This window comes from Actinoplanes sp. NPDC049681, from assembly GCF_044465265.1.
Lineage (GTDB): Bacteria > Actinomycetota > Actinomycetes > Mycobacteriales > Micromonosporaceae > Actinoplanes.
This window is the reverse complement of record NZ_JBITLP010000007.1, coordinates 1-25,794: the sequence shown is the minus strand read 5'-3', so window position 1 is coordinate 25,794 and position 25,794 is coordinate 1. Positions and strand designations below refer to the sequence as shown.

General features: G+C 73.2%; 22 protein-coding genes and 2 pseudogenes. 4 read left to right on the top strand and 20 right to left on the bottom strand.

Annotation, left to right across the window (positions count from 1 at the left end; translation table 11 throughout):
• Positions 1–37: 37 nt before the first annotated feature.
• Positions 38–1,822: a hypothetical protein gene (locus ACIBO8_RS25350; protein WP_396117784.1), complete on the bottom strand. Its 1,785-nt coding sequence runs from the start codon at positions 1,820–1,822 to the stop codon at positions 38–40.
• Between the two features lie 679 nt (positions 1,823–2,501).
• On the opposite strand from ACIBO8_RS25350, the pseudogene ACIBO8_RS25345 reads away from it, so the two are divergent.
• A pseudogene (locus ACIBO8_RS25345) lies at positions 2,502–2,687 on the top strand (BTAD domain-containing putative transcriptional regulator); the annotation flags it as partial.
• Positions 2,688–2,751: 64 nt separating this feature from the next.
• Complete coding sequence (locus tag ACIBO8_RS25340; RefSeq protein WP_396117783.1) at positions 2,752–2,892, top strand: hypothetical protein; 141 nt, start codon at positions 2,752–2,754, stop codon at positions 2,890–2,892.
• 55 nt (positions 2,893–2,947) lie between these two features.
• On the opposite strand, the gene ACIBO8_RS25335 is transcribed toward ACIBO8_RS25340, so the two are convergent.
• The 17 genes from ACIBO8_RS25335 to ACIBO8_RS25255 form a co-directional block, all read right to left on the bottom strand.
• On the bottom strand, positions 2,948–3,616 hold the full coding sequence (locus ACIBO8_RS25335) for a hypothetical protein (protein WP_396117782.1): 669 nt from the start codon (positions 3,614–3,616) through the stop codon (positions 2,948–2,950).
• A gap of 1 nt (position 3,617) precedes the next feature.
• Positions 3,618–4,550, bottom strand: coding sequence for a ParA family protein (locus ACIBO8_RS25330; RefSeq protein WP_071806245.1), 933 nt, complete (start codon positions 4,548–4,550; stop codon positions 3,618–3,620).
• 100 nt (positions 4,551–4,650) lie between these two features.
• Entirely contained in the window at positions 4,651–5,553 is a 903-nt protein-coding gene (locus ACIBO8_RS25325) for a site-specific tyrosine recombinase XerD (protein WP_396117781.1), read from the bottom strand.
• Between the two features lie 35 nt (positions 5,554–5,588).
• Positions 5,589–6,704: an alanine dehydrogenase gene (gene ald, locus ACIBO8_RS25320; RefSeq protein ID WP_396117780.1), complete on the bottom strand. Its 1,116-nt coding sequence runs from the start codon at positions 6,702–6,704 to the stop codon at positions 5,589–5,591.
• Positions 6,705–6,927: 223 nt separating this feature from the next.
• On the bottom strand, positions 6,928–7,533 hold the full coding sequence (locus ACIBO8_RS25315; RefSeq protein ID WP_396117779.1) for an NUDIX domain-containing protein: 606 nt from the start codon (positions 7,531–7,533) through the stop codon (positions 6,928–6,930).
• Positions 7,534–7,588: 55 nt separating this feature from the next.
• Entirely contained in the window at positions 7,589–9,310 is a 1,722-nt protein-coding gene (locus ACIBO8_RS25310; RefSeq protein ID WP_396117778.1) for a CTP synthase, read from the bottom strand.
• Positions 9,311–9,439: 129 nt separating this feature from the next.
• The gene (locus ACIBO8_RS25305; RefSeq protein ID WP_396118210.1) at positions 9,440–11,620 is read right to left on the bottom strand and encodes a hypothetical protein; all 2,181 of its coding nucleotides are present in this window, start codon (positions 11,618–11,620) and stop codon (positions 9,440–9,442) included.
• 101 nt (positions 11,621–11,721) lie between these two features.
• Positions 11,722–12,852, bottom strand: coding sequence for a glycosyltransferase family 4 protein (locus ACIBO8_RS25300; RefSeq protein ID WP_396117777.1), 1,131 nt, complete (start codon positions 12,850–12,852; stop codon positions 11,722–11,724).
• Complete coding sequence (murJ, locus tag ACIBO8_RS25295; RefSeq protein WP_396117776.1) at positions 12,849–14,423, bottom strand: murein biosynthesis integral membrane protein MurJ; 1,575 nt, start codon at positions 14,421–14,423, stop codon at positions 12,849–12,851. The genes ACIBO8_RS25300 and murJ overlap by 4 nt, the downstream gene beginning before the upstream one ends.
• Positions 14,420–15,280 (bottom strand): hypothetical protein, encoded by an 861-nt coding sequence (locus tag ACIBO8_RS25290; protein WP_396117775.1) that lies wholly within the window; start codon positions 15,278–15,280, stop codon positions 14,420–14,422. Before ACIBO8_RS25290 ends, murJ begins: the two co-directional genes overlap by 4 nt.
• Positions 15,281–15,394: 114 nt before the next feature.
• Positions 15,395–16,324, bottom strand: a complete 930-nt coding sequence (locus ACIBO8_RS25285) for a copper transporter (RefSeq protein ID WP_396117774.1) — start codon at positions 16,322–16,324, stop codon at positions 15,395–15,397.
• Positions 16,325–16,339: 15 nt separating this feature from the next.
• On the bottom strand, positions 16,340–17,518 hold the full coding sequence (gene steA / locus ACIBO8_RS25280) for a putative cytokinetic ring protein SteA (protein ID WP_396117773.1): 1,179 nt from the start codon (positions 17,516–17,518) through the stop codon (positions 16,340–16,342).
• Between the two features lie 74 nt (positions 17,519–17,592).
• Entirely contained in the window at positions 17,593–19,341 is a 1,749-nt protein-coding gene (gene recN, locus ACIBO8_RS25275) for a DNA repair protein RecN (protein ID WP_396117772.1), read from the bottom strand.
• 52 nt (positions 19,342–19,393) lie between these two features.
• Complete coding sequence (locus ACIBO8_RS25270; RefSeq protein WP_396117771.1) at positions 19,394–20,281, bottom strand: NAD kinase; 888 nt, start codon at positions 20,279–20,281, stop codon at positions 19,394–19,396.
• Positions 20,278–21,138 (bottom strand): TlyA family RNA methyltransferase, encoded by an 861-nt coding sequence (locus ACIBO8_RS25265; RefSeq protein ID WP_396117770.1) that lies wholly within the window; start codon positions 21,136–21,138, stop codon positions 20,278–20,280. Before ACIBO8_RS25265 ends, ACIBO8_RS25270 begins: the two co-directional genes overlap by 4 nt.
• A gap of 16 nt (positions 21,139–21,154) precedes the next feature.
• The gene (locus tag ACIBO8_RS25260) at positions 21,155–21,427 is read right to left on the bottom strand and encodes a hypothetical protein (RefSeq protein ID WP_396117769.1); all 273 of its coding nucleotides are present in this window, start codon (positions 21,425–21,427) and stop codon (positions 21,155–21,157) included.
• On the bottom strand, positions 21,424–22,293 hold the full coding sequence (locus tag ACIBO8_RS25255; RefSeq protein ID WP_396117768.1) for a phasin family protein: 870 nt from the start codon (positions 22,291–22,293) through the stop codon (positions 21,424–21,426). Before ACIBO8_RS25255 ends, ACIBO8_RS25260 begins: the two co-directional genes overlap by 4 nt.
• A 118-nt stretch (positions 22,294–22,411) precedes the next feature.
• On the opposite strand from ACIBO8_RS25255, the gene ACIBO8_RS25250 reads away from it, so the two are divergent.
• Positions 22,412–22,747 carry an alkyl sulfatase C-terminal domain-containing protein gene (locus tag ACIBO8_RS25250; protein WP_396117767.1) on the top strand — a complete coding sequence of 112 codons (336 nt, stop codon included), beginning with the start codon at positions 22,412–22,414 and terminating at the stop codon, positions 22,745–22,747.
• 15 nt (positions 22,748–22,762) lie between these two features.
• Here the strand turns inward: ACIBO8_RS25250 and ACIBO8_RS25245 are convergent, their stop codons facing one another.
• Positions 22,763–23,746 carry an HAD-IIA family hydrolase gene (locus tag ACIBO8_RS25245; protein WP_396117766.1) on the bottom strand — a complete coding sequence of 328 codons (984 nt, stop codon included), beginning with the start codon at positions 23,744–23,746 and terminating at the stop codon, positions 22,763–22,765.
• Entirely contained in the window at positions 23,743–24,681 is a 939-nt protein-coding gene (locus ACIBO8_RS25240; RefSeq protein ID WP_396118209.1) for a Replicase polyprotein 1ab, read from the bottom strand. The genes ACIBO8_RS25245 and ACIBO8_RS25240 overlap by 4 nt, the downstream gene beginning before the upstream one ends.
• A 231-nt stretch (positions 24,682–24,912) precedes the next feature.
• Here ACIBO8_RS25240 and ACIBO8_RS25235 point away from each other — a divergent pair.
• A pseudogene (locus tag ACIBO8_RS25235) lies at positions 24,913–25,794 on the top strand (hypothetical protein); the annotation flags it as partial.

Here is a 25,794-nt window from a genome sequence, read left to right as displayed (position 1 = left end):
CAGCATATACCGATGGCAGGTATATGCGACACCGCCGTCAGGCCACTCGCCAGACCCAGGCGTCGGCGTACGGCTCGCCCGGCCCGACCAGCAGGTCGACCGTGCGGCGTACCACCTCGTTCTCGGGGCGGGCCCGCAGCACCAGCACCGACCCGCGGAAGCGCTGGATGTCGGCCTGCACCGCGGCGCGGACCTCCGGGGTGATCTTCGGGACCCGGTGCTGACGGGCCGCCTTGTTCACGATCTTGGTCAGCGTGCTGGGCGCGACACCGGCGCGTCCGATGCCGTTGTCGCCCGGGCCGAGGAAGTAGCCCTCCGGCACCGGGAATTCGAGCTTCGTCCAGGCGCTCCAGCTCAACGTGTCCCGGCCGACGGACTTGCTGGGCGGGGGCAGCGGCACCAGCGCGCGGCCCGGCGGCACGTAGGCCTTCCACGCTCCCGAGGTGATGAACACCGGGGGGCGCTCGTCGGTGCGCGTCGGCAGCGGCGTCGGGATGAGCGGCACCAGGGCCCCGATGATCGCCAGCATGGCGGCCACGGAGGTGACGCGGCCGGGCAGGTCCCTTTCCCGTACGCGGGCAGCCGCGTCGAAGCCCAGCGCGATCATCAGCGCGAAGATCCCGACCACGCCGAACGTGATGCGGCTGGGGGTGAGCAGGCCGAGGACGGGCAGGTCGTCGGGGATCCAGTGCCACACGCCGGGCACCTCGGTGTACTGGCCGTTCCACTTGATCTGCGGGCCGAGCGAGAACACGAGCAGCACCACGGCGGTGAAGCCGGCCACCCGTGCGAGGGTCGACCGCCACATCAGGGTGAGCAGGGTGAGCACCACGACGATCGTCAGCGGCCCGCCGAACCAGCTGTTCTGTTCCGTACGGCCCAGCGTCGTCTCCACGATCGCGTCGCCGGCGAGGGTGTCGCGGGAGTACGTCACGTAGGCGACCAGGTCCTCGCCCCACGAGTGGAAGATCGGCAGCGAGGAGAACGTCTGCGGGCCGTTGAACTGGAACCAGAGCGGATAGGCGCACAGCGTCGTCGCCACGGCGGCGGTGACGAGCAGCGCCGGGGCGAAGTGTTTCACCCGTCCCAGGGCCGCGCGTGGCCGCAGCAGCGCGTAGCCGAGCACGGCGATGCCGCACGACGCGGCCGTGACCACCAGGATCTCCTCGTTGACGAACACCTGGTACGTCACCAGCAGCCCGAGGATGATCCCGTCCCGCAGCCACCGCCCGGTCACCCCGAGCCGCATCACCATGGCGACGATGAACGGCAGGGCGAAGTTGCTGACGAAGTTGGGCTGCCCGTTGGCGTGGTGCACGACGCCCGGCGCGAAACCGGCGAAGGCGCCGCCCAGCAGTGCGGCCGCCCGGGAGCGCACCACCCAGCGCTGGAAGACGTAGTACGTGGAGAAGGCCGTCCCGCCCAGCGCAAGCACCATCCACACGAGATAGGCGACCCTCGGCCCGAACAGCATCGTGACGGGCGCCAGCGGCAGGGTGACGCCCAGCACCGACGTGTTCGCCATCATGTTCACGCCGACCGGGTAGTTCTGGCGTACCGAAAAAAGCGGGTTGTCGAGATGCCGGACCGAATAGGCCCCGTGGGAGAGCAACCACTGGAACCACGTGTTGTCGTTGGCCAGGTGGTCGGAGACGCGATCCATCGGGTGCGCGACGAAGTTCGCCATGACGACCAGTGCCAGCCCGAGATAAGCGAGTGCCGCGGCGACGTGCATCGGCCAGCGGCGCGGACGGGCCGCGGCCTCACCGGTGACGGGCGCGGGCGAAGCAGGCTCGGCGACCGCCGGCGATGTGGTCGTCAACGTCGTCGGCTGCGATGACACCGTGGTCGCCCCACTTCCCGGTCCCCCGTGACGGACCCGGGGGCCCGGCTGTACCCATCCATGATTTCAGCACCATTATCGACGGGCACCTTGCCCTCCCGTGGCACTGTCCTGGTGCTCATGGAGAACGGGGAACGACGGCTGATGCGCGCACACTCGACGCTGATTTCGCCGAACTACTGCGATGGCACCGTAGAACGGCGGGTCCTGACGCAGCAAGAACTGGCCGGCCGCGCCGGCGTCAGCGCGGCCACCGTCCGCGATCTCGAGCAGCGCCGCAGCAAGCAACCGCACCCCCGGTCGAGGCCCTGCGGCGGGTCTGGACCTCGGACCGGCCGACGCGGTGACGTTCCACCGGGCAGCACCGGCGTGTGCGGGCGAGCAGAACGCCGCCCCGGACGCCGGCGCGGCCGATGGACCGGCGACGATCGGCGTCCTGGGTCCGGTGACGATGCACGCCGGCACACGACACCTCGACGCCGGCAGTCAGGGTCCGCGCATCGTCCTCGGTCGTCTCGCCCTCAGCGCCCGTGTGCCCGTCCGCGGGAGGAATTGATCGGCCTGCTCGGCGCCGCCGGCGGCTCGATCTCTTGCAGACGGATGTGTCCCGGCTGCGGCGCACCTCGAACCCGGCCGGGCGCCCCGCGACGCGGCCGGGCTGCTGCGGCTGATCCCGGGCGGCTACCAGCTCGCGGCCGACGCCGGCACGCTGGACGTCGTACGGTTCCAGCAGCTGACCGACGAGGCGCAGGGCCCGGCGGCGGACCGGCCCGCCGAGGCCGGCGACCTGCTCGACCGGGCACTCACGGTGTGGCGGGGCTCCGCGGCGGTGGCGTTCCAGGCCAACACCCGCTTCCTCTACACCGTTGGACGGCGGCGGCACCACCTCCGACAGCAGGTACGGGACGATGAACGGCACCAGCCCCGCGGTCCGCGGATCCCGGATCGCGTTCCAGGCCAACACCGGCTTCCTGTCCCTGCGTCACGGCAACGGCCGGGCGTCCGACACCGGCTACGGGATGATGCGCGGCACCAGCCCCGTACTCTGACCGCGACGCATGCGCCTCGCCGGCAGACCGGCCGGGGCGCGCGCCTGTGTGCGGCTCAGCCCCAGAGGCGCAGGAACAGCACGCCGAGCACATCGAGGATCATGGTCAGCAGCGGGCGGCCCAGCGGGAAGAAGGAGCAGACCAGCAGGATCAGGACCCCGATGTTCTTCTCCTCGAACCACACCCGCATCCACTGCATGCCGTGGCCCGGCTTGCGCTGCGCGGACCACAGCACGCCGAAGCCGTCCAGCGGCGGGATCGGGATGAGCGCCAGCAGCCCGAACGCCAGGAACCCGCCGCCGGCCGAGAGCAACACCTGATCGAGCATGGGCAGCGGGACGCCGCTCAGCAGGTCCGAGACGTGCATGATGCCGAGGTAGTTGGTCGGCGTGCTGAACGCGTACCCGGCGAAGAAGAGCTGGGCCACGACGATGCAGGCCAGCGGACCGGCCAGGAAGACCATCGCCGCGCGGCCCCGGCCGCGCCAGCGCGGCACCTCGTCCACGCTGATGGTCTTGCCCCAGCCCATGCCGCCGATCGCGGCCGCGACCGCGCCGAACGGGTCGACGTCCTCGCGCAGGCGCGGGCTCAGCGGTTCGCGGCGGTCGACCAGACCGAGGCTGCGGGCGGTGAACCGGATCGCGACGGCACGCAGCACGAGCGCGAGAACGAAGGCGGCGACCAGCGCGACGAACGCGACCGGTTCGCCGAGGGCGAAGAGCAAGCTAGCCTCGTTCCGCCTTCGCGGCGATGACCTCGCGGGCGAGCTGCCGGTAGTTGCGGGCGCCCGACGAGGCCGGGTCCAGCGTGGTGATCGGCGCGCCGGCCACCGTGGACTCCGGGAACTTCACCGTCTTGGTGATGACCGTCTGGTAGACCTTGTCGCCGAACGCCTCCACGACACGCTGCAGCACCTGGCGGCAGTGGGTGGTGCGGCTGTCGTACATGGTCGCGAGGATGCCTTCGAGCTCCAGGTCGAAGTTGAGGCGCTCGCGGACCTTGTCGATGGTGTCGAGCAGCAGCGCCACGCCGCGGAGGCTGAAGAACTCGCACTCCAGCGGAATGAGCACGCCGTGGGCGATGGTCAGCGCGTTGATCGCGAGCAGGCCCAGCGACGGCTGGCAGTCGATGAGGATGAAGTCGTATTCCTTGCGCACGCTGCGCAGCACCCGGGCCAGCGCCATCTCGCGGGCGACCTCGTTGACCAGCTGGATCTCGGCCGCGGACAGGTCGATGTTGGCGGGCAGCAGGTGCAGGCCGGCCACGTCCGACTTGATGATGACGTCCTCGGCGGTGACGTCGTCCTGCATGAGCAGGTTGTAGACGCTGAGGTCGAGGTTGTGCGGGTTGACGCCGAGCCCCACCGAGCACGCGCCCTGGGGGTCGAAGTCGACGAGCAGGACCTTGCGGCCGTACTCGGCGAGCGCCGCGCCCAGGTTGATCGTGGTGGTGGTCTTGCCGACGCCGCCCTTCTGGTTGGCGAGGGCGATGATCCGCGCCGGGCCGTGCCGGTCCGTCGGCATGGGCTCGGGGATCGGGCGGCGCATCGTGTATGCCGTGGGGTCGGCCGGACCGAGGTCGGCGCCCAGATCGAGGGAGCTCTGCTGTTCCCGCAGGGCAGAGGTCCAGGCCTCCGCACGCTCGTCGTTACCCGCCATGTCCCGCTCGCCCCCTCTCGACCCGCTGCCCGACTGTACGCCACGCGAGCCGTCGATCCGGGGTCACCCGTTCGGCGTGTCGTCCACTGGTGCCCAACGCCTAACGAGCGCGCGGGTGCGCGGTCGCGTAGACCTCGCGCAATCGGTCCACCGTCACCAGGGTGTAGACCTGCGTGGTGGTCACCGAGGCGTGTCCGAGCAGCTCCTGCACCACGCGTACGTCCGCGCCGCCGTCGAGCAGGTGGGTCGCGTACGAGTGCCGCAGCGTGTGCGGAGACACGGCGTGGGGCCCGTCGACCGGCAGCCCGGCCGCGCCCGCCGCCCGGTGCAGGACCGTCCACGCGCTCTGCCGCGACAGCGCTCCACCGCGCGCGTTGAGGAACACCTTCGGCGCCCCCTTCCCCGCCGCCAGCAACGACGGGCGGCCGCGGACGAGATACGCGTCGAGAGCCGCGCGGGCGTACGAGCCGAGCGGCACGAGCCGGGTCCGGCCGCCCTTGCCGTGCAGGGTGACGACCGAGTCGTCGAGGTCGTCGACGGCCAGCCCGACCGCCTCGGAGATCCGCGCGCCGGTGCCGTAGAGGAATTCGAGCAGGGCCCGGTCCCGCAGGGCCAGCGGTTCGTCGCCGGTGACCGCGTCCAGCAGGCGCGTCACCTGGTCGACGTCGAGGGCCTTGGGCAGCCGCTTGGGCAGGGCCGGCGGCTTGACGTCGCGGCTGACGTCGTGCGGGGCGAGGCCCTCGCGGGCGGCGAAGCGGTGCAGTCCGCGGACGGCGCTGACGGCCCGCGCGGCCGACGCCGCCGACAGGGCCGGATGCTCCTCGGAGCCCTCGCGCAGCTGCCCGAGGTGCCGGGTGAGGTCGGCGGCGGTGACCGCGGCGAGATCGGTGATCCCGGCCGCGGTCAGCGACTCCAGATAGCGGTCCAGATCCCGGCGGTACGACGCCAGGGTGTTGCGCGACAGGCCGCGCTCGACGCTCAGATGGTCGAGGTACGTCTGCACGGCCCGCCGCAACACCGTCTTCCCGCCGCGTGCGGCTAGCTCAGCGCGTCGGCCAGCGACAGCGCCTGCATACCGTGGGCGTCGGCGACCGGGCCGTAGGTGACGTGCCCGGCGTGCGTGTTCAGGCCCAGGGCCAGCGCCGGGTCCGCCTTGATCGCCTCGCGCCAGCCGCGGTTCGCCAGCTCGAGCGCGTACGGCAGGGTGACGTTGGTCAGCGCGTACGTGCTGGTGTGCGGCACCGCGCCGGGCATGTTGGCCACGCAGTAGAACATGGACTCGTGGACCTTGTAGACCGGGTCGGCGTGCGTGGTGGGCCGCGAGTCCTCGAAGCAGCCGCCCTGGTCGATGGCGATGTCGACGAGCACGCTGCCCGGCTTCATCCGGGACACCAGCTCGTTGGAGATCAGGTTCGGCGCCTTCGCGCCGGGCACCAGCACCGCGCCGATGACCAGGTCCGCGTCGATCACGGCCTTCTCGATCTCGTACGCGTTGGACGCGATCGTCTGCAGGTGCCCGCGGTAGTCGGCGTCGGCGGCGCGCAGGCGTGCGATGTTCTTGTCGAGCACCAGCACCTCGGCCTGCATGCCCAGGGCGATCGCCGCCGCGTTCATGCCGGACACGCCGGCGCCGATCACGACGACCTTGGCCGCGTACACGCCCGGGACGCCGCCCATCAGCACGCCACGGCCGCCGCCGGAGCGCATCAGGTGGTAGGAGCCGACCTGGGGCGCGAGCCGGCCCGCGACCTCGGACATCGGTGCGAGCAGCGGGAGCGAGCGGTCGGGCAGCTCGACGGTCTCGTACGCGATGCCGGTGACCTTGCGGTCGATCAGCGCGTCCGTGCACTCCTTGGACGCGGCGAGGTGCAGGTAGGTGAAGAGCACCTGCCCCTCGCGCATGCGGGCGTACTCCTCCGCGATGGGTTCCTTGACCTTGAGTACCAGCTCGGCCGTGCCCCACACGTCGTCGGGGCTGTCGAGGATCGTGGCACCGGCGGCGACGTAGTCCGCGTCGGTGATCGAGGAGCCGGCGCCCGCGCCGGCCTGCACGAAGACCTCGTGGCCCGCGCGGGTGAACTCGAAGACCCCGGCCGGGGTGATCGCCACCCGGAACTCGTTGTTCTTGACTTCGCTCGGAATGCCGACCTTCACGAGTCGACACCGTCCTTTCCGGGAGAGACGTCGATGGCTCATACCCGAGACGGGCTGCTTCGCAGGTTACCGTCCCACCAAGTGGAAGATACTGCCGATCTGTTGCTCGAAGATCAAGAAGTGGCGACCGGTGGACAACCTTGCCCGCCGGCGCCCCCGCCGAGCAGGCCGCCGGTCACGTCCGGCGGCCTGTCGTCGGATTCCCGACCTTGACGCCCTCAGGCTAGCCTCCGGCGAGCGGCGGGGTGTCGGCCGGGCGCAGGGTGGCCCAGCCGTCGTCGCGGGCGCGGGCGGCGCTCAGCAGGCCGCCCACCGCCGCCGCGTTGGTGATCTCGCCGCGCAGGACCATCGCCACGGCCTCGTCGAGGTCGACCCAGACGATCTCGATGTCGGCCTCCTCCTCCTGACGCTGATGCCGCTCGTCCTGCGGCACCGGCGTCAGGTCGCGCGCGATGAAGATGCGGATCGTCTCGGCGCTGAAGCCGGGCGACGTGTGCAGATCGACGAGCAGGTCGAATCGGGCGGCGGCGAGGTCCGCCTCCTCGGCCAGCTCCCGCCGGGCGGTGACGACCAGGTCCTCGCCGCGCACGTCGCACAGACCCGCGGGCAGCTCCCAGAGCCGCGCGCCGACCGGGTGCCGGTACTGCTTGATGAGCACGACCCGGCCGACCTCGTCGAGGGCCACCACGCCGACCGCGTTCTTGTTGACGACCACGTCGCGGTGGGCCGTGCCGCCCCCGGACATCGTGATCTCGTCCGTGAAGACGGTGAAGACCGGGCCGGCGTACTTCTCGGTCCGCGACTTCGTCTCGTGCACGAAGGCCGTCACGACACAGTCCCTAGGTCATGCCCTCCTGGCCCTTGCTTCGCTGCGGTGCAGTCGGTCATGACGCAACCGCCGTCTTGTCGGTGTCGGGCTCCATGGAAGGAGCCACCTCGACCGGCAGCTCGTCGGCGGCCGCGTACGCGACGGCGGCCTTGACGAACGCGGCGAACAGCGGGTGCGCGCGGGTCGGCCGGCTCTTCAGCTCCGGGTGCGCCTGGGTGGCCACGAAGAACGGGTGCGTCTCGCGGTCCAGCTCGATGAACTCGACCAGGCGGCCGTCCGGCGACGTGCCGGAGAACCGCAGGCCGGCCTTGGACAGCTTGTCGCGGTAGGCGTTGTTGACCTCGTACCGGTGCCGGTGCCGCTCGGAGATCTCGGTGCTGCCGTACGCCTCGGCCACCACCGAACCCTCGGCCAGCGCCGCCGGGTACGCCCCCAGCCGCATCGTGCCGCCCAGGTCACCCCGGCCCGCCACGATGTCCTGCTGGTCGGCCATGGTGGAGATCACCGGATGCGGCGCCCGCTCGTCGAACTCCAGCGAGTTGGCGCCCTCGAGGCCGGCCATGTTGCGGGCGGCGTCGATCGTCATGCACTGCAGCCCCAGGCAGAGGCCCAGGATCGGGATGCCGTTCTCCCGCGCGTACCGGGAAGTGTTGATCTTTCCCTCGATGCCGCGGATGCCGAAGCCGCCGGGGATGCAGATGCCGTCGACGCCCTTCAGGGCGGCCGCGGCGCCGGCCATGGTGTCGCAGTCGTCGCTGGGGACCCAGCGCAGCTGGACCTTCGCCGTGTTGGCGAAGCCGGCCGCCCGGATCGCCTCGCTGACCGACAGGTACGCGTCCGGCAGGTCGACGTACTTGCCCACCAGCGCCACGGTGATCGTCCGGCGCGGGTGGTGCACGCGCTCCAGCAGGTCGTCCCAGGTGGACCAGTCGACGTCGCGGAAGGACAGGCCGAGCCGGCGCACCACGTACGCGTCCAGCCCTTCGCGGTGCAGCACCTTGGGGATGTCGTAGATGCTCGGCGCGTCCGGGGCGGCGACCACGGCCTCGCGGTCGACGTCGCAGTAGAGCGAGAGCTTGTGCTTGAGCTTGTCCGGGATCTCCCGGTCGCTGCGGCAGACGAGCGCGTCCGGCTGGATACCGATGTTGCGCAGCGTGGCGACCGAGTGCTGGGTCGGCTTGGTCTTCAGCTCGCCCGACGGCGCCAGGTACGGCACCAGCGAGACGTGCAGGTAGAAGACGTGGTCCCGGCCGATCTCGTGGCGTACCTGGCGGATCGCCTCGAGGAACGGCAGCGACTCCATGTCACCCACCGTGCCGCCGACCTCGGTGATGACCACGTCCGGGATCCGGCCGTACTCGTCCGGAGCGGCCATCGCGAAGATGCGCTCCTTGATCTCGTTCGTGATGTGCGGGATGACCTGCACGGTGTCGCCCAGGTATTCGCCGCGGCGCTCCTTGGCGATGACCGCCGAGTAGATCTGCCCGGTGGTGACGTTCGCCTTGCCGGACAGCGCCCGGTCCAGGAAGCGTTCGTAGTGCCCGACGTCGAGGTCGGTCTCGGCGCCGTCCTCGGTGACGAAGACCTCGCCGTGCTGGAACGGGTTCATCGTTCCCGGGTCGACGTTGAGGTAGGGGTCCAGCTTCTGCATGACGACCCGCAGTCCGCGTGCGGTCAGCAAATTGCCGAGGCTGGAGGCGGTGAGGCCCTTGCCCAGCGAGGAGGCGACGCCTCCGGTGACGAAGATGTGCCGCGTCTCGCGCACTGTTGGTGCCAAGGCCTGCTCCCGTGGTCGGTCAGTTCGGTCTTGCAGACCGGCGGGATCGTATTCCGATCGCGCCATCCACGGGATTTCACAGTAACACCTACCGCGGCAGGTGCACGTTCGGGCTGGTCGGCGCGCGTGTCAACGGACGATCACGCCCTCGGCGCCGCTTTTGTCCGGCGCCGGGCCGTCGTCGCCGCGGCGCAGCGACCGCCCCGGGCCGCCGGGGCCGTCGGTCTCCCCGTCGGGACGGGTACGGTCCGCGGCGTGCTCCAGCACCCGCAGCGTGGTGAGCACGTACAGCGGCACCACGACGGCGGCGGCCGCCCCCGCGACCGCGAAGGCCGCTCCTCCGAAGATGCCGGCCAGCACGACGGTGACAGTGGTGCCGGCCAGCGCGGCACGCAGCGCCGGGTGCAGGCCGAAGACCCGGTTGAGGCCGCCCCACGGCGAGAACTGGCTGAAGGCGAGGGCCAGGGCACCGACCAGGGCCAGGATCGTCAGCGGGCTGTCCAGGGCGTGCCCGCCGGCCGTCGCGGCGCGCTGGATGGCCGGGCCCGCCGTGCCGTCCAGGAGCGCGGTCAGGAACCGTCCGACGCTGCCCTGCTCGAGGGCCGGGCGGTGCAGGTCGAGCACCGCGAAGCCGATCGTCACGGCGAGGCCGGCGACCGTCGCCCAGGCGAAGCGCGGGAAGGTGAGCCAGCCGCCGGTGCTGATCGCCGCCGCCACGCACACCCCGGCCGTGACGGCGATCGCGCCGATCGGGTCCGCGCCCAGGTACGGGCTGCCCACCATGATCACCGCGAAGCCGCCGATCAGGACGACGATCACGGGACGCCAGGGACGGCGTACCCATTGCGCGGCGCAGCCGGCGACGACCAGCGCGCCCGCCACGAACACGCCGAGGCCGACGCTGCCCACACCCGCGTACCGGGTGCCCTCGATGGCCGAATAGCCGGCGACGCCGTTGAGCTGCAGCTGCGCACCGGTGAGCAGGTCCACGCCGACCACCGCGACGGCGGACAACGCGACCACGCCGATCGGCCACAGCGTGCGCTGGTAACGCGGCGCCGACCGGACCGCCGCCGTGCCGACCGCCGTCAGCAGCAGAGCCAGCAGCGCGAAGGCGATGCCGGGACGCCCCGCGCGCCACCACGGGATCGCATCCGCCACCAGCGCGGCCGGGATGGCCAGCGCGGCGGCGATCAGCAGCACCTCGACCGAGCGGACGAGCAACCGCGGCGCGGACGCCGGCCCGGTGGGGCCGGCATGCCTGCGGGCGCGCATCATCAGCGGCACCACGAGGAGGAAGATGGCCAGCTGGACCGCGCCCAGCCCGGTGAAGAACGATCCGGCGACCCCCAGCTGCGCGCCCGCCCGCTTGTCGGCGTCGTGCTCGCCGAGCACCGACTCGTCCGGGGCCGCCGGCCGCCCGGGCACCGTGCTCGCGGTGCGCCCGCTGAACAGCCGCTCCGGGGCCGGGCGCCCGAGCGCCGTCAGGATCGTCGGCGCCAGGTCGACGAGCTGCAGATAGCCGTCGCGGCCGGTGCCGGCGGAGGTCAGCCAGCCCCCCTGCCATCCGGGACCGTCGGCGATGGCCACGTGCAGCCGGGAGGTCGTGTCGGTGTCCGAGACGCCGGCGACGACCACCAGGGACCGATCCGGGCGGGCGGCCAGCACCTTGGCCAGGGCGGCGTCGACCTCCGCCGCCCGGTCACGTCGGGCGCGGCCCGTACCGGTGACGGTGCCGAGGTCCACCATGCTCAGCACGCACTGGGCGAACAGGCCCTTCGGGTCGTCGGGCAGGGTGGGGGCGTACCGGTCCACGCGGCCGAACGGCCGGGCGGCGGCGACGGCGGCTCCCGGGCCGACGGCGACGGTGCAGCGCACCGACTCGGCGAGGGCGCCCGGCACCGCGCCGTACGGCTGGTTGTCGGCGTTGGCGCGGACCACACTGCCGAGCTCGGGAAGGTTGGCGCCGATGCCGTCGGGCCGTTCCACGACCGGGGCCAGGGCCGGGCACTGCCCGCTGACCCGCTGCGCGTTCCAGACGGCGTAGTTGCCGGCACCGAGGGTGAGCCAGCCGTCGGACGGGCAGGTGGCGTGGTGCGCGGAGCGTACGGACAGCCAGCCGACGGAGCCGCGGGTCGCCTCCTGCCACAGCGTCGGCGTGCGCTGCGGGTCGAGGTCGTCCCAGCGCAGCCCGGCCGCCCCGGCGACGATGACGTAGTCCGCGGTGTCGCCCGGCACACCGGTGGCCGGGCGCACGGCGAGCCCCGCCAGGCTCGCGGCGGCGGTCAGGACCACCAGCAGGTACGGCACCCAGGTCCGGCCCCGGCGGGCCCGCGACGGCGGCGCGGAGTCGGGCCGGCGACCACGCCGGACGGTGGCCAGCAGCCGTGTGAGCGGACGGGCCGGCACCCTCACCCCTGGCCTGCCCGCACCGGGGCGACCGACGCGTACGCCGCCAGCACATCCGCGACGGTGTCCTGCTCGGTGGGCCAGGTAGCGGCCCGGCGGGGACCGCGCGCGGCGTAGTCGGCCCGCTTGGCCGGGTCGGCGAGAAGCTCGCGCACCGCCCGGTCGAGGGCGTCAACGTCACCCGGCGGGATCTGCACGGCGGCGTCGCCGACCAGCCCGGGCAGCCCGCCCACCGCGGTGGTGATCAGCGGTACGCCCGCCCGCAGCGCCTCCTGGGCGAACAGCTGCCGGGCCTCCCAGTCGCTGGTGACCACGGCCAGGTCCGCGCCGGCCAGCAGGTCGGGCACGTCCGTACGGTGCCCGAGCAGGTAGAACCGGGCGTGCAGCTCCGAGGCGCGCTGGGCCAGCAGCATGTAGCTGGGTCCCGAGCCGGCGACGACGGTCACGGGCGCCGGGTCCAGGTCACGCCAGCGGGCGCAGGCCTCGAGCAGGACGTCGTACCGCTTCTGCGGGTGCAGGCGGCCGACCGAGACGATCAGCGGCACGTCGGCGGCGACGCGGAACTCGGCCCGTACGGCGGCGCGGGTGCGTTTCGGTGCGGCGGCGACAGGCGCGGCGACCGCCCCGAGGCGCGCTTCGCGCGCGCCGAGCAGCTCGGCGCGGGCCACCAGGTCCTCGGACGCCCCCAGCGTCAGGTCCGCCGAGCGGGCGACGATGCGCTCGACCAGGGCGGAGGCGCTGCCCCGCAGCCCCCGGGCGAGGACGGCGTTGTGCCAGGTCACCACCAGCGGCGTGGAGGGCCGGGAGAGGGCGGCGACGAACGCGGCCCGCAACCCGTGTGCGTGCACGACGTCGAACTCCCGCCCGGCCAGGGCCCGGCGCAGCGCCCGGATCGCGCCGGAATCCTGAGGGCCGGGGCTGGCCGGGATCTCGACCGGGGCGAAGTCGGCGCCCGCGGCGGCGAAGCCGAACAGGTCGTCGGTGGCGGCGGGACCGCAGACCAGCACCCGGCAGCCGGCGGCGAGCAGGCCGCGGACCAGCGAGGAGACGTGCCGGCCGACCCCGCCGGTGCTGGAGCCCAGCACGAGCGCGACCGAACCCTGCCACGGTGCCGCCTGCGCTGCGTCGGTCACGGGCGATGCCTCCTGGTGAACCTCGAGACCAGTGATCGGAGGTCGCGGCGGTCGAGCGGGTAGACCACCGTGGCGAACACGACCGCGACCGCGACCCCGCCCAGCATGCCCTGCATGATGCTCATCCCGACTGCCGGGGTGCCCGCGGCGACGTGTCGCACGCCCTCCGCGGTGGCCCATCCGGCGAAGCCCGCCACGACCGCCGCCACGATACCCACGGCGGTCACCCGCGGCAGTCCGGAAAGCGCCTCCGGGCCGGCGTGGCGGCGAACCGCCAGCACGAGCAGCAGTCCGATGGCCGACATCCCGATCGAGTTCGCGGCGGCGAAGCCGGCGACCTGGCGCTGGTCGTCGAGCGTGGCGGCGAGCCCGATCGCGGTCAGCGCCGCGATCCCCCACCCGGCGGCGGTGGCGAACGCGGCGGCGACCGTTGCGCCGCGGGCGTACAGGGCACGGGAGAGGACGGCGAACAGGGCGTAGCCGAGCAGCCCCGGAGCGAACGCCACGACACCCGGCGCGGCGGCGCGGTCCCCGACGAGGTGAGCGGCGGGCCACGCCAGCGCCCCCAGGGCCGCGGCACCGAGGCAGGCCAGCAGCACCACCGACCGCGCGGTCCGGGACACGGCGTCGGCGTAGGCCTGCTCGTCGCCCCGCGCAACCGCCGCGGCCAAGCGCGGGTAGACGGCGGTCGCCAGGGGCACCGCCAGCACCGCCCAGGGCAGCAGGAAGATCGTCTGCGCCGCCAGGTAGTCCGTCAGCGGCCCCTTGGCGGCCAGCAGGACCACCACCAGCACCATGATCTGCTGGGAGCCGACGGTGACCGCCCCGGCCCAGCCCAGCCGGAGGGCGTGGCGCCCCTCGTCGCCGGGGAAGCGGTAGCCCGGCCGCAGTCGCAGGCCCAGCTTGCGCAGGGGGATCAGCAGGCACAGCGCCAGTGCCACCACGCCCAGGGTGGTGCCGCCGGCCAGGATCAGCTCACCGGTGCGGCTCAGGCCGGCGACGTCGCTACCCGCGCCGTCGACGAGCGCATAACTCAGGTACGCGCCCATCACCGTGACACTGGACAGCAGCGGCGCGATCACCGGCCACGCGAAGCGGTGGTAGGCCTGGAGCACTCCGGTCAGGACGATGCCGATGCCGTACAGGGGCAGCTGGGGAGCGAAGATCCGCAGCATGCGCGCGGCCACGTCCTGGTTCGCGGCGGGGATGTGGAACAGCCCGGCGATGTGCCCGGCGAGCAGAGCGAGCAGGACAGCCAGCGGCACCAGCAGCGTCAGCACCCAGGTGAGCAGTGCCGAGGCGACCGCGCCGACCCGCTCACGGTCCTCCGCCTCGACCGCCCCGGCGATCAGCGGCACCACCAGACCGGCCAGGGCGCCCCCGGCGACCACCTCGAAGATGATGTTCGGGATGACGTTGGCGGCGTTGTAGGCGTTGGCGAGCCCGTCGTGGCCGACCGTGTGCAGGAAGACGAAGGTGCGCCCGAAGCCGGCTATCCGGGACAGGATCGTCAGTACGGTGATGACGGCGGCGGCCCCGGCCACCCCCGCGCCGGTGCGTGCCGACGTCACGGTGCCGGGCGGCGGCCGAGCGCGTCGAGCTCGCGCAGCCCGGGCGTGTCCTGGATGACCTTGGTGAAGCTGACCTTCTCGCTGGCGGCGGTCAGCCCGGCGAGCACCGTGAGGGCCAGCGCGCGCCCGGCGGGCCCGGTCTTGGCCGCGAGGGCCACGCCGAGCAGCGCACCGAGGGCGTTGGCCCCGGTGTCACCGAGCATGATCTCCTCGCCGAGGTCGGCGGGCAGCAGCGCCGCGCTCGCGCCGAGCGTGCCGGCGGTCATGGCGCCGCCACGGCCGGCGACCAGCGGCGTACCGATGATGACGCCGGCCTTGATCGCCCGGCCGGGACGCAGGTCGAGCAGGTTGAGCAGGTTGGCCGTGCCCGCGATGACGCCAGCGCCGAGCAGCACGTCGGCGGTGCGGCGCGCCGCGCCCGCGTCCCGGCGGCCGCGGCGACCGCGCACTCCGGGGTCGCGGGAGAGCAGCGCCGCGGCGGCGAGCGCGCCGGCGCCCACCCCGACGATCTTGACGAGGCCGCTGGTGACGCGCCCCTCCCGCAGCGCGCCCAGGTGGCCGCGCAGACCCTTGGCCTTCTGCTCGGGCCGGTTGCCGACGACGTCGTCGTAGAGACCCACCGCGCCGGAGGTCGCGCCGGCCGCGATCACGGCGGCGGTGGCGGCGGCGGTCGGTGCGCCCGCGGCAGCGGCCAGGGTGGCGCCCACCGCGAGCGCGGGCCCGCCGGCGAGGCTGACCGTACGGCCGTGGAAATTGGTGCGCTCCAGGGCGCCGGCGTGCGGGTCCCGGCGGATCCAGGTCAGCGCCGCGCGGGCGGCCAGCGCGCCGAGGCCGGACGACTTCACCCTGCTGGCCATGCGTGTGCTCTCCTGACTCACCGGGACCGCCCCCACGGCGGCCGACCGCCGAGTCTAGGGGCTGGCCGCCTCCCGAGCGCGGACGCGCCGAGGCACCCCCTCGGGCGCGCCGGATCAGCCGGCTGCTTTGGGCACCTGCGAGGAGGCGCCGGCCGCCAGGCCGTACTGGCCGACCTTGCCGGCCACCACCCGCTCGATCACGGTCAGCGCGGTCGCCAGCTGGCCCTGCGCGGTGGTCACGTTGTCCACGGTGGAGACCTCCTTGACCAGGGTCGGGTCGCCGCGCACCTCGGACACGAGGTTGCCCTCGCCGATGGCGTTGCCGGCCACCACCACCGGCTTCGCCTTGGAGAACTGGTTGGTGAGCGTCACCGCGTTCTGGTTCTTCTTGCCCGCGTCCCGGTCGACCGGGGGCAGGCCCGACACCAGGACGGCGGCCTCGGCGCCCGGCGCCATCTCGTCGGACACACCGATGTAGCCCGGTTCCGTGTACGCCGTGAGCACCGCGGTCAGGTCCTGCTCGGCGACCGCCGGAGCCTTCTCCAGCAGCGCGCGGGCCAGCAGGGCGCTGGACGTCTCCACGCCGTCGCTGTTGAGCGGCAGACCCTCGGCGGACACGGTCGGCCGCGACGCCCGCTCGGCGAGGCCGAGGAGCTCGATGGCGTTGGCCGGGTCGAAGAACTTGTCCTGCACCGTCACCTGTCCGGTGATCGTGGCGCCGGCCACCTTCAGCATCGAGGACACGCCGTCGGCGTAGTCCTTGCCGCCGGGCAGCACCACGACCACGAGCTTGCGGCCGGCGAGCTTGCCGTTGAGCAGGGCCGGAGAGAGCTCGGTGGCGAACTCCTGGGTACGGCCGAGCTCCTCGCGATACTGGTTGGCCTGCTCGCGGTAGTTGCCGTTGTCCTTGCTCAGCGCGTCGACGCGGTCCTTGAGGGTGTCGACCACCGGTCCGTTGAGCGCGGCGGTGCCCACCACCAGCCCGATGGCGAGCGCGAGGAAGACCGCGGTGAGCGACACCACGTGGTACCGGAAGTTGATCACACCAAAATGCCTCTGCTAGAAGAGCTGTCCTAATTGGAAGACCAGATTGTCCCACCACTCGGACACCACGGCGAGGTACGCCTGACCGACGGTCGACACCGCCACGGCGGAGGCCATCGCCGCCACCGCGGACAGCACGAGCAGCAGCAGCGACGAACCGGAGATGTTCTGCTTGTAGAGCCGGCTGACACCCTTGGCGTCGACCAGCTTGCCGCCCACCTTCAGCCGGGTGAGGAACGTCGAGGCCATGCCGCCGCGGCCCTTGTCGAGGAACTCGACGAGGTTGGCGTGGGTGCCGACGGCGACGATGAGCGAGGCGCCCTTCTCGTCGGCGAGCAGCATGGCGAGGTCCTCGCTGGTGGCGGCGGCCGGGAACGTGGTGGCCTGCACCCCGAGCCCGTGCACCCGGGCCAGCCCCGGCGCCCGGCCGTCCGGGTACGCGTGCACGATCACCTCGGCGCCGCAGCGCAGCACGTCGTCGGTGACCGAGTCCATGTCGCCGATGATCATGTCGGGGGTGTGGCCGGACTCGACCAGCGCGTCGGCTCCGCCGTCGACCCCGATCAGGACCGGCTTGAACTCGCGGATGTACGGCCGCAGCACGTCGAGGTCGGCCTTGTAGTCGTAGCCGCGCACCACGATCAGCACGTGCCGCCCGGCGATGCGGGTCTCGACGTCGGGCACGCCGACGCCGTCCAGCAGCAGGTCGCGCTCCTGCTTGAGGTAGTCCATCGTGTTGGCGGCGAACGCCTCGAGCTGCACCGACAAGCCCTCGCGGGCGTCGGCCATCGCCGCCGCGACGGTCTGGGGGCTCTGCCGGATGCCGGAGGCCACGGGCTCGCCGTCGAGCAGCACCGAGTCCTCGTCGAGGCTGACGACGTCGCCCTCGCTGAGCCGGTCGAAGACCTCCTCGCCGAGGTTGTCGATCAGCACGATGCCGGCCTGGACCAGCACCTCGGGGCCGAGGTTGGGGTAGCGCCCCGAGATCGACGGCTTGGCGTTGAGCACGGCGGCGACGCCGACGGCGACCAGCGAGTCGGCTGCCACCCGGTCGATGTCGACGTGGTCGATGACGGCGATGTCACCGGGGCGCAGCCGCCCGACCAGGCGCTTGGTCCGGCGGTCGAGACGAGCGGTGCCGGAAACAGCCCCGGGTTCGACGCTCCGGGTCCGGCGCAAGGTGGGAAGTCGCATCCGGGCCATCCTGACACGCCTCATCCAGCGCTTCGTACGCGACATGCACAAGGTCACCCCCGAAAAGGGGCATTTCACCCGCCGCGCTTCTCCCGTTCCGCCACCGCCAGCAGCTCCTCGGCGTGCGCGATGCCCAGGTCGGAGTCGGGCAGGCCGGCCAGCATGCGGGCCAGCTCCCGGGCCCGCTCGGTCTCCTCGACGATCTTGACGCCGCTGGTGGTGATCGCCCCGCCGGTGTCCTTGGCGACCACCAGGTGCCGGTCGGCGAAGGCGGCCACCTGCGGCAGGTGGGTGACCACCAGGACCTGATGGGTACGCGCGAGCCGCGCCAGCCGCCGCCCGATCTCGACCGCCGCCTGACCGCCCACCCCGGCGTCGACCTCGTCGAACACCAGCGTCGGCGGGCCACCCGCGCCGGCGAATACCACCTCGATGGCCAGCATGACCCGCGACAGCTCGCCGCCGGAGGCGCCCTTCTGCAGCGGCAGCGCCGGAGCCCCGGGGTGCGCGATGAGGCGCAGTTCGATCTCGTCGGCGCCGTCCGGCCCGGCCGCCAGGCCGTCGATCACCGGCTCGTCCCGCCCGGCGCTGCGCGGCAGCACCGCGATCTCGACCCGCGCGTGCGGCATGGCCAGCCCGGCCAGCTCGACGCTGACCTGCTCGGCGAAGCGCCCGGCGGCGTCGGTGCGTGCGGCGGTGAGCCGCCCGGCCAGCTCCGCGACCTGCCCGGCCAGACGCAGCCGCTCCTTGTCGAGCTCCTCGAGCAGCTCGTCGGAGGTGTCGAGGGCGGCCAGCCGGGTGCGGGCGTGCTCGGCCCAGGCGATGACGCCGTCGATGTCGTCCGCGTATTTGCGGGTCAGCGCCCGCAGCGCGGCCCGCCGCTCGTAGATGGCCTCCAGCCGGGCCGGGTCCGCGTCGAGCTGGTCCAGATATGCCGACAGCTCGGCGGAGACGTCACCGACCAGGGTGGCCGCCTCCTCCACCCGCGCCGCGAGCTCGCCCAGCGCCGGGTCCACGCCGGCCTGCGCCTCCAGCGTGCGCCGCGCCGTGCCCAGCAGCTGGGTGGCGTCCGGGGTCTCGTCGGTGGCCTCGACGCCGCCGGCCAGCGCCTGCGCCGCGAGCGCCGCGGCCGTGCGCAGCCCCTCGGCGTGCTCCAGGCGCTGCAGCTCGGTGCGCAGCTCGTCGTCCTCCCCCGGCTGCGGGTCGACACGGCTGATCTCGTCGAGCCCCAGCTTCAGCAGGTCGGCCTCCTGGCTGCGCTCGCGCGCGTTGCGCCGGCGGTCGGCCAGGTCGTCGACCACGGCCCGCCACTGCGTGAAGGCCTGACGGTACGTCTCCAGCAGCTTCTCGTGCTCCGGGCCGGCGTAGCGGTCCAGCGCGGCCCGCTGCTCGGCCGGGCGCAGCAGCCGCAGCTGGTCGGACTGCCCGTGCACCGCGACCACCTGCTCGCCCACCTCACCGAGCATCGCCACCGGCATGCTGCGTCCGCCGACGTGCGCCCGTGACCGTCCCTCGATCGTGACCGTGCGGCTGAGCAGCACCGAACCGTCGTCGTCGACCTCCGCGCCGGCGTCGGTGATGCGCGTCTGCACCGCGTCGGCCAGCGGTCCGTCGAGCCGCAGCCGCCCCTCGACGATCGCCCGGCCGGGATCGGCACGCACCCGCCCGGCGTCGGCCCGGCCGCCGAAGAGCAGCCCCAGCCCGGTCACCACCATCGTCTTGCCCGCGCCGGTCTCACCGGTGATGGCGTTCATGCCCGTGGTCAGCCGCAGCGTCGTGTCGTCGATGACGCCCAGCCCGGTGATCCGCAGTTCCTCCAGCACAGGGCGAACAGTATCGGTGCCCACCGACAATTGCCCACCGGCCCCGCGCTCATCAGCGTCGATTACCGCGCCAGCCTTCCACCGGCAGGGCGAACTTGGCCACGAGAGTGTCGGTGAACGGCGTCGGCTTCAGGCGCACGATCCGCACCGGCAGCTGCCCGCGCTCGACCGTCACCTGGGCGCCCGGCGGCAGGTCCCACGTCCGGCGCCCGTCGCAGCACAGCACGGCGAACGACGTGTACGGGTCCACGGTCAGCACGAACGTCGACGTCGGCGCGGTCACGATCGGCTTGCTGAACAAGGCGTGCGCGCTGATCGGCACCAGCAGCAGCGCCTCCACCTCGGGCCACACGACGGGACCGCCGGCCGAGAACGCGTACGCCGTGGATCCGGTCGGAGTGGCACACACGACACCGTCACAGCCGTACCGGGACAGCGGCCGCCCGTCGACGTCGACGAGCAGCTCGAGCATCTGCGCCCGCTGCCCCTTCTCCACACTGACCTCGTTGAGCGCCCACGAGTCGGCGATGAGCCGGCCGTCGTACTCGGCGCGCACGTCGAGGGTCAGCCGTTCGTCCACCGTGTAGTCGCCGTCGACGATGTCCCGCACGGTCCGGTCGATGTTCTGCAGCTCGGCCTCGGCGAGGAAGCCCACCTTGCCGAGGTTGATCCCGAGCAGCGGCGCCTTCGCCGGCCGGGCCAGCTCGGCGGCCCGCAGGAAGGTGCCGTCCCCGCCGAGCGCGAACACGATCTCCACACCCTCGGCCGCGGACGGCCCGTGCACCGGGGCGACGCCGGGCGGCAGCTCCAGGTCGTCGACCTCCTCGGCGATGACCCGCACCTCGAAGCCGGCCGCGACGAGGTCCCGGGCGACGGCCTGCGCATGCTGCGTGCTCTGCCGGCGGCCGGTATGGGTCACCAGGAGCGCGGAGCGGGTCATGTTTCCTCCAACGGGGACGAATCCGGCGTCGGTGCCGGCCCGCCGGAGGCTACCGCGCCGGACGGCCCGGCGGCGACCACGGCGCGTACCCGCTCGGCGTCGGCGGGTGGCGCGCCGCGACGGAACCAGACGAAGAACTCCACGTTGCCGCTCGGCCCGGGCAGGGGGCTGGCCGCCACGGACACCACCCCGAGCCCCTGCTCGGCGGCGGCGGACGCGACGTCCAGCACCGCCTCGGCGCGCAGCAGCGGGTCGCGAACCACCCCGCCGGAGCCGACGCGTTCCTTGCCCACCTCGAACTGAGGTTTCACCATCAGCGCCAAATCCCCGTCCGCCGCGGTGCACGCGCTCAGGGCGGGCAGCACCAGCCGCAGCGAGATGAACGACAGGTCCGCCACGGTCAGCGCGACCGGCCCCCCGAGCATGTCCGGGGTCAGCGTCCGCACGTTCGTACGCTCCATCACCGTGACCCGCTCGTCGGTACGCAGCGGCCACGCGAGCTGCCCGTATCCGACGTCGACGGCGTACACGTGACCGGCGCCCTCACGAAGCAGCACGTCGGTGAAGCCGCCGGTGGACGCGCCCGCGTCCAGGCACCGGCGGCCCTTCACCAGCAGGTCCGGGAACGCCCGCAGCGCCCCGGCGAGCTTGTGGCTGCCGCGCGAGACGTACTCGTCGGCAGGATCCTCGCCGGTGACCACCACCGGGTCCGCCGGATCGATCATCGTGGCGACCTTGGCCGCCACCGTGCCCCGGACCTGGACCCGGCCGGCCGCGACGAGCGCGGCGGCCTGCTCCCGGGACCGGGCCAGCTTCCGGCGGACCAGCTCGGCGTCCAGTCGCGCGCGGCGGGCCATCAGTACACAACCTCCGTCAACGGTCGATGCTCGCCAGGGTCTCCTGGAGCACCTGATGCGCCGCCTCGTACTCGGCGATCTGGTCGGCGGGCGCGAGCGTCGCGGCGTTCGCCAAGGCCTGCAGCACGGCGTCCACGGCCGGGTGACCCGTCTTCTCCGAGCCGTCGAGAAGGCCGGGAGTCACCTCCACCCGTGGCGGCTGCGCGGCCTGGTGTCCCGGCGGCGGGCCGGGCCGGAAACCACCGGGCGGCGGCCCCGGGCGAGGCGGTTGCTGGTTCGGGTACGTCACGGTGCGACCTCCGGCGTCGAAGTGTCCGGGCCGGCCGCGTCCTCGGCCGGCGTGCTCTTCGCGGGGGTGGTCTTGTTCGCGGCGGTCTTCTTGGCGGCCGTCTTCTTCGCCGCCGTGCTCTTCGCCGCCGTCTTCTTCGCCGGCGTCGGCAGCACCGTCTCAGCGGCCGCGGCCTTCACCGGCGCGGTCGGCGCGGCGACGGTCCCGGCCGGCGCCCCGGGTGCCCCGGCACCGAGCGTCCCGCCCTCGGCCGGCGTACCTCCCGGAGCGGCCGTCTTGCGCGCCGCCTTGGCAGCCTTCGTGGCCTTGGCGGGCACGGCCTTGCCGGGCGCGGCCTTCGCCGGGCCGGTGGTCGCCGGGGTGACCTTCTTCGCCGCCTTACGCGGCGGGGTGGCGGTGGTGGCGGCCGCGGGCATCGCGTTCGGCGTGGCGGACTTGGCCACCTTCTTCGCCACCGCCTTCTTCACCACGGCTTTCCTGGCGGGCGGCTCGACCCCCGCCGGGCCGGGCTCGGCGATGGTCAGGTCAGCCGCCGGTTCGCCGGCCCCGGCCGCGTCGGCGCGCGCCCGCGCCAGGCGCAGCTCCTTCTCGAGGTCACGGACCCGGGTGGTGAGGTCGGAGACCTCCTCGGCGGTGGCCAGCCCGACCAGCCCGAGCGCCCGGTCCACCTCGTAGCGCACCAGGTTGGTCAGCGCCTGGCGGTTGGCCATGCCCGTCGACATCAGGTCCTCGACCAGGCCCTGCAGCTGACCGGCGGTCGCGCCGCCCTTGTTCAGCAGGTCGCCCGCCACCTTCTGCGCCTTCTTGCGCGGTGCCTCCGTCAACCCGAGCGCCATCTCCAGATACGCCCGCCATGCGTCCTGCATGAGCCTCTCCCCTCGCGCTCGCGCCACGATCGTGCTGGTGTCACGCTACCGGGCATACCCGGCCTGCCCGTCGGGTACCGTGCGGAACGTCGTCGGGTGTCGCGGAAGGAGTGGCTCAGTGGCCAGCGTGGACGAGTGCCGTCAGGCGTTGCAGGGGCTGGCGGCCCGGCTCGATGCCAACGCCGAGACCCGCGGCAAGCTGGATCTCGACCGTACCCTCGCCTGCCGGGTGCCGGACCTGGGCACCGCCTTCCACGGCAGGCTGACCGGAGGCCGCCTGGTCGGCATAGCCGACGGCGACGACCCGAAGGCGAAGATCGCCCTGACCGCCGACAGCGACGACCTCGTCGCACTGGTCACCGGCCGGCTGGACGTCACCCGGGCGATCGCCGCCCGGCAGGTGTCGGTCAAGGCCAATCCGTTCGACCTGCTGAAGCTCCGCAAGCTGCTCTAGGCGGCGGGCTGGAACTCAGCCCAGCCACTCCCCGAGCAGCTTGCCCGCCTCGTCCGAACCCGCCTGCGGCTTCCCGCCGTCCCAGACGAACCCGGTGAGCAGCCGCAGCGCGTCGACCGCGGCCCCCGCTCCGGAGAGCCGCCCGTCCGCCAGCCGCCAGCCACCCAGCTCGGCCGTGCCGGCGGGCACCCGGGCCGCCTCGGCCGGGCCGAAGAGCCCCGACAGGTCGGCGGCCACGTACGCCGGCCGCCGCGACGGCGGCGCGGCCAGCAGATCGGCCGGCCCGCTGACCCCGGTGAGCACGAGAAGGCTGTCCATGCCGGCGCCGACCGCACCCTCGATGTCGGTGTCGAGCCGGTCACCCACCACCAGCGGACGCCGCGCGCCCGACTTCGACGCCGCGGTCTCGAACAGCGCCGGCGCGGGCTTGCCCACCACCACGTCCGGCTCCCGGTTCAGCGCCGTACGCAGCACCGACACCAGCGAACCGTTGCCGGGCAGCGGCCCGCGCGGGCTGGGCAGCGTCCGGTCGGTGTTGGTCGCCATCCACAGCGCGCCGGCCCGCACCGCGAGCGAGGCCTCGGCGAGGATCTTCCAGCCGACGTCGGGCCCGTAGCCCTGCACGACGGCGGCAGGCTCGTCGTCGAGGCGCTCCACCGGGGTGAGGCCGGCGTCGCGCACCTCGGCCCGCAACGCCTCCGCACCGACGACCAGCACCGGAGCACCGGCCGGCAGCCGCCCGGCGAGCATGGCGGCGGCGGCACCGGCCGAGGTCAGGACCTCGTCGGCGGCCGCCGGGACGCCCATGCCGGTGAGCAGAGCCGCCACGTCGCCGGCGCGCCGGGAGGCGTTGTTCGTCGCGTACGCCACGGCCGTGCCGGCGCCCCGCAACCGCTCGACGGCCTCGGCCGCACCCTCGATCGGCTTGTCGATCAGGTAGATGACGCCGTCCAGGTCGAAGACGACGAGGTCGTACCCGTCGGCCAGGGCATCGCTCACGCCTGGTCCCCCGTCACGCGCGCCTCCCGGTCGTGCTCGTCCTCAGGCAGCCCCGCGGTGAACTCGTCACCGCCCGCCTTGCCGTCCTCGGCCGCGTCGATCCCGGCGTCCACGTCGAGGTCCTCGCCGTCCGCGGGCTCGTCGTCGTCCTCGTCGTCGAGCCCGTCGGCACCGAGCTCGTCCCGGTCGTCGTCCTCGTCGTCGTGGTCCACGTCGTCGTCGAGGAACGCCTCCCGGCGGTAGGCCGCCTCGTCGTCGTCCTCGTCGTCCCGCTCGGCGTCGTCCTCGTCGCTCTCGTCGTCCAGACCGCCGCCGCTTGCCGTCGCGCCGGCCGCGTCGTCGTCCTCGTCGTCATCACCCTCGATGGTGACGCCGTCGAGCTCCAGCAGCCGCTCGGCCGCGTCGGTCAGATCGTCCTCATCGGCGGCCGCGGCCCGCGAGAACCACTCCCGCGCCTCGTCCCGCCGGCCCGCGGCCAGCAGAGCGTCGGCGTACGCGTACCGAAGCCGCGCCGCCCAATCCGCGTCGTCATCCGCCGTGAGCTCCTTGACCTGCAACATCGCCACGGCGGCGTCGTGCTGGCCGAGGTCACCGCGCGCCCCGGCCGCCACGATCAGCAGCTCGATCGCCCCGGCCTTGTCGAGCGCCTCCCGGTCGGCACCCCGGAAGAGATCGATCGCCCGTTCCGGGCGCCCCAGGGCCCGCTCACAGTCGGCCAGCTCGGCCAGGTGGGTCTGCCGCCCGGTCATCCGATGGTACGTCCGCAGCTCCGCGATAGCGGTCGTCCAGTCCCCGGCGGCGTACGCGGCAAGCCCGACGGCCTCCCGCACCACGGCGATCCGCGACGCCAACCGCCGCGCCGCGATCGCGTGCTGAAGAGCCAGCTCGGAATCCTCGTCGATGATCGTCCCGGCAGCGACCAGATGCCGCGCCACGCGATCGGCGGTGTCCCGCGACAGGCTCAGCAGCTCGGCACGAACCTCCTTGTCGAGGTCGCCGGCCACGATGTCCTCAGGAATCTCGGGCGCCTGGAACGCGGGCAACGCGTCCCGGCGGTCCTGCGACCCGCGGTCCTCCCGCGGCTCGCGGTCGTCCCGCGGCTCGCGGTCGTCCCGCGGCTCGCGGTCGTCCCGGAACCCACGGTCCTCACGGGGTCCCCGATCCTCGTGGAACCCACGGTCCTCACGCGGTCCCCGGTCCGCACCGAAGCCGCGGTCGTCACGCGGCCCACGGTCGTCACGCGGTCCGCGGAAGCCGCCCTCGCGGGAACCACGATCCTCGCGCGGACCACGGAAGCCGCCGTCACGGGAACCACGGTCGTCACGCGGCCCACGGAAACCGCCCTCGCGGGAACCACGATCCTCCCGGGGCCCACGGAAACCGCCCTCGCGGGAACCACGGTCGTCACGTGGCCCACGGAAACCGCCCTCGCGGGAACCACGATCCTCCCGGGGCCCACGGAAACCGCCCTCGCGGGAACCACGGTCGTCACGCGGCCCACGGAAACCGCCCTCGCGGGGGCCACGGTCGATCTGGGGCCGGTCGCCACCGAAGCCGCCACTGCGATTGCCGGGACGGTCGCCCCGGAAGCCGCCGGAACCACCCTGGAAGCTGCTCCGCTGGCCACCTTCGGCGCGGTCGCCGCCGCCCTGATAACCGCCACGGTCCCGGTCGGCGCCACGGAAGCTACCCCGGTCGCCACCACTCTGGTAACCGCCGCGCGTGCCGCCGCCCTGGTAGCCGCCACGGTCACGATCACCACCACGGAACCCACCGCGGTCACCGCCACCCTGGTAACCACCCCGGTCACGATCACCACCACGGAACCCACCGCGGTCACCGCCACCCTGGTAACCACCCCGGTCACGATCACCACCACGGAACCCACCGCGATCGCCGCCACCCTGGTAACCACCCCGGTCACGATCACCACCACGGAACCCACCGCGATCGCCGCCACCCTGGTAACCACCCCGGTCACGATCACCACCACGGAACCCACCGCGATCGCCGCCACCCTGGTAACCACCCCGGTCACGATCACCACC